The following is a 3433-nucleotide window of genomic DNA, read 5'->3' on the forward strand; positions in this document are numbered from 1 at the left end:
CCCCGAGATACCGGTCACGCCGCCGGTGACCCCGCCCACCGAACCGCCGGTGACCCCGCCGGGCGAGCGCTTCCCCGAGCCGGATGCCGCGGTGGTCGACGAAGTGAACGCCCTGGGCTTCTACGACCAGACCGCCGACGGCCAGCCGCGCCCGGTGCGCAACGACCTCAGCGGCACCCTCGCGGCCATGCTGCAGTTCGTGCAGAGCCACTCGGTGGACCCGCAGGGCAACGAAGCGAAGAACATGCCGCGCCTGACCAGCGAGCGCGAAGCCCTGCTGCTGGTCACCCCCGACCCGGACCAGCCCCTGCCCACATCCCTGCGCGTGCAGGTGCTGGTGGACGGCGCCCTCAAGGGCGAGCTCGCCCTGCGCCACCCCGACGAGCTCTACCGTGCCGACCGCACCGGCAGCGACGCACGCCCCGACGTGGTGTATTCGCGCCGCGCCTGGTCCGCCGTGCTGCCCTGGGACTGGGTGGTGCCCGGCATGAGCCTGCAGCTCAGCGACGACCGGGGCCGCAGCGGCCAGCGCGCCGCCGAAGCCTTCGACTTCGCCCCGCCCGCCGAGCTGCTGGTCCAGGCCATCCGCATCGGCATGCTGACCCCCGAGGTCCCGGGCGGCCAGCACTGGTTCAACAGCCAGCCGGCCCAGGCCGCCACCGACTATTTCCAGACCGTGCCCATCGCCCGCATGGTGGCCAGCCAGTACGAGGACGTGCTGCTGCGCAAGGTGATGGTGGCCAACGGCACGATCTACGACGCCGACCTCGGCCAGGTCAGCGCCACCACCGGCGACGTCTACAGCGGCGACATGCGCGAGAACACCGCCAAGTCCACCTTCAGCACCGGCATCAACCTGGCCAACTGGGGCATCACCAGCGCCGGCATGGCCAGCCAGGAGCAACCGCAGCTGACCAACTCGGCGGTCATCCACCACGCCCGTGGCCTCTACAGCAACGGCACCGTCAACCATGGCCTCAGCGGCGGCAACGGCATCCTCACCCTGATCGACTCGGTGGGGAACGAATTCAGCCACGAGATCGGCCACCACTACGGCCTGGGCCACTACCCGGGGCAGAGCGGCGACAACTACTTCTGGTCCGGGCATCACCACGACAGCGGCTGGGGCTACATCGCCTACCGCAAGCGCATGCGCGCCAACCTGCACTGGACCCGCGCCAAGACCGGCGGCCTCAACGGCATGCCGATCTATGCCGATGCCTACAGCTTCGCCACCGACGCCATGGCCGGCGGCAACTTCGCCAGCGGCCTGTCGCGCTACACCCACTACACCGGCTACAGCACGCGGCAGAAGATCCAGCCGGCGCTGAACCGCGCCGTCTGGGCCCCCGACTCCCCCACCGGCTACCGCAAGTGGGACACCACCAGCCGCAAGATGGAGGTGGTCCAGCCGAAGACGCCCAAGTCCAGCAACGTCTGGTACGACAGCGCCGACGGCAACTACCGCAAGCCGCGCCTGTTCGGCGTCCCGGTCATCACCCTGCTCGGCGGCTACGACCCGGAGACCGGCGCCGCCGTGCTCTACCCGGCCCTGCGCGGCAACTGGGGCCAGGTCTACGACCTGCCGCCGCCCGATGCCGCCGCCACCAGCCGGCAATGCTGGCTGGAGGTCAGCTTCGCCAACGACAGGACCCAGCGCATCGCCGTCGCCCCCACGCGCCTGGGCAGCAACGCCAACAAGCTGCACGTCAACCTGGCCCAGGCCGAACGGCCCGTCGCGGCGGCCCTGCAATGCCGCGACACGGCCGGCGCCGCCACCACCGAGCTGGCCAGCCTGATCATTCCCCAGGGGCTGCCGGCGATGGCGCCCGCCGTCATCGTCGGTCGTGACGCACGCTTCGACGCGCTGCGCGAGGTGGAACTGCCGAAGCTGGACAGTGCCCTCGCCGCCCTCGCCGGGCAGGCGGTGCCGACCCTCAAGGGCGAGGCGCGCGTGCTCTTCGACAGCTACAGCGACCGCCCCGACGGGCTCTCCGGTACGGCCCAGCAGGTGCTGCAGCGCCTCAACACGCAGCAGGCGAAGGCCCAGCGCCTGAACCGCTGGCTGGATGCCTACGGCAGCCGCCTGGCCAGCGACGCCGAGGCCGCCAAGGCGCTCGACACCCTGCTGGCCACCCTGCAACTCGACGCCACTCCGCTGCTGCCGCCGGCCCAGCCGCTGACCATGAGCAACGGCAACTGCGTGCGCATCGAACAGGTCGATGGCGCCTGGAAGCCCTACGTCGCCGCCAAGGCCCAGTGCACCGGGGCGATCGACGAGCAATGGCGGGTCGATGCCGGTGGCCGCATCCATAGCGCGGCCCAGCCGACGCAGTGCCTGACCGCCAACGGCGACATCGGCCTCAGCACCTGCGACAGCCAGGTCGACGCCCAGGCCTGGGATTTCTCCGCCCTGCCGCAACTGAAGTACGGCAGCCGCTGCATGGACCTTTCCGGGGGCTACCTCACCGACGGGCGCGGCAAGCTGATCACCTATGGCTGCACCGGGGGTGGCAACCAGAAGTGGTACGGGCCGACGCTCAACGACAACGGGCTGTTCCCGCTGCTGCAGAGCCGCAACCTGAACCTGTTCATGGCCTATGCCGACCAGCGCGCCAGCCGCACCGCGCCCTAGCGTAGCCACCCGTGGCGGCCGCCGCAGCCGAGTGCTGCTGGCGGCCCTGCTGCTGAGCGCGCCCGTCTCGGCGGTGCAATTGCCAAAGGCGCTGCTCGCCGAGCCTGCCACCCTGTCGCTCAAGCCCTACCCTGCGCCCCGCCCGCTGACGGGCCTCGACGGCTGGCGCCTGTACAGCGTCTTCAGCCGGGGCGACGGCCAGGGCCTGGCCTCGCTCAGCCTCGACGACGGCAGGCTGCTCAGCGTGCAGGCCGGCGCCCGGCTGCCCGATGGCACCGAGGTGCTGGCCGTGGAGCGGGATCGCCTGCTGCTGCGGCGCGGCGGCCAGGTGGGCGAGCTGGTCATCCAGGGGCTCGCACTCCGGGCCCCGGCAACGGCCATCCGCGCCGTCGACGTCGAACCCGCGACGACGGTGCCGGTGCTGCCGGCAGGCTGCGAATCCTTCGTCCAGGCCGGCGTGCCCCTGGACGAGTTGCAGGCCCTGGGCGGCTGCCCCATGGCAGTCGACTCCAGCCCCTGAAACACGCCGGCCCGCCGGTCAGGCCATCCAGAAATACAGCAACGTCAGGTTGGCCAGGGAGATCAGCCCGAGCAGGCTCCAGGCGATGCTCGCCACCAGGCGGCTGTTGGCGAAGGGCCCCATCAGCCGGCGGTCGCTGGTGAAGCGGATCAACGGCCACAGGGCGAAGGGTAGTTGCAGGCTCAGTACCACCTGGCTCAGCACCAGCAGCTTTCCCACCGCACCCTCCCCCAGCCAGACCACGCCGATCAGCGCCGGTACCAGCGCCAGGGCGCGGG

At 71.1% G+C, this 3433-nt stretch carries 3 protein-coding genes; 2 read left to right on the forward strand and 1 reads right to left on the reverse strand.

The features are described from left to right. A partial coding sequence (locus DMX10_RS31985; RefSeq protein WP_111264859.1) for a M66 family metalloprotease occupies positions 1-2635 on the forward strand: 2635 nt, incomplete at its 5' end. Positions 2636-2666: 31 nt separating this feature from the next. Continuing rightward, positions 2667-3155, forward strand: coding sequence for a hypothetical protein (locus DMX10_RS31990; protein ID WP_111264860.1), 489 nt, complete (start codon positions 2667-2669; stop codon positions 3153-3155). A gap of 18 nt (positions 3156-3173) precedes the next feature. Here the strand turns inward: DMX10_RS31990 and DMX10_RS31995 are convergent. Next, positions 3174-3433: divalent metal cation transporter (locus tag DMX10_RS31995; RefSeq protein ID WP_178083040.1), on the reverse strand; the 260-nt coding region annotated here is incomplete at its 5' end.

Source organism: Pseudomonas sp. 57B-090624 (assembly GCF_003234055.1).
In the GTDB taxonomy this organism is placed as follows: Bacteria; Pseudomonadota; Gammaproteobacteria; order Pseudomonadales; family Pseudomonadaceae; genus Metapseudomonas; species Metapseudomonas tohonis.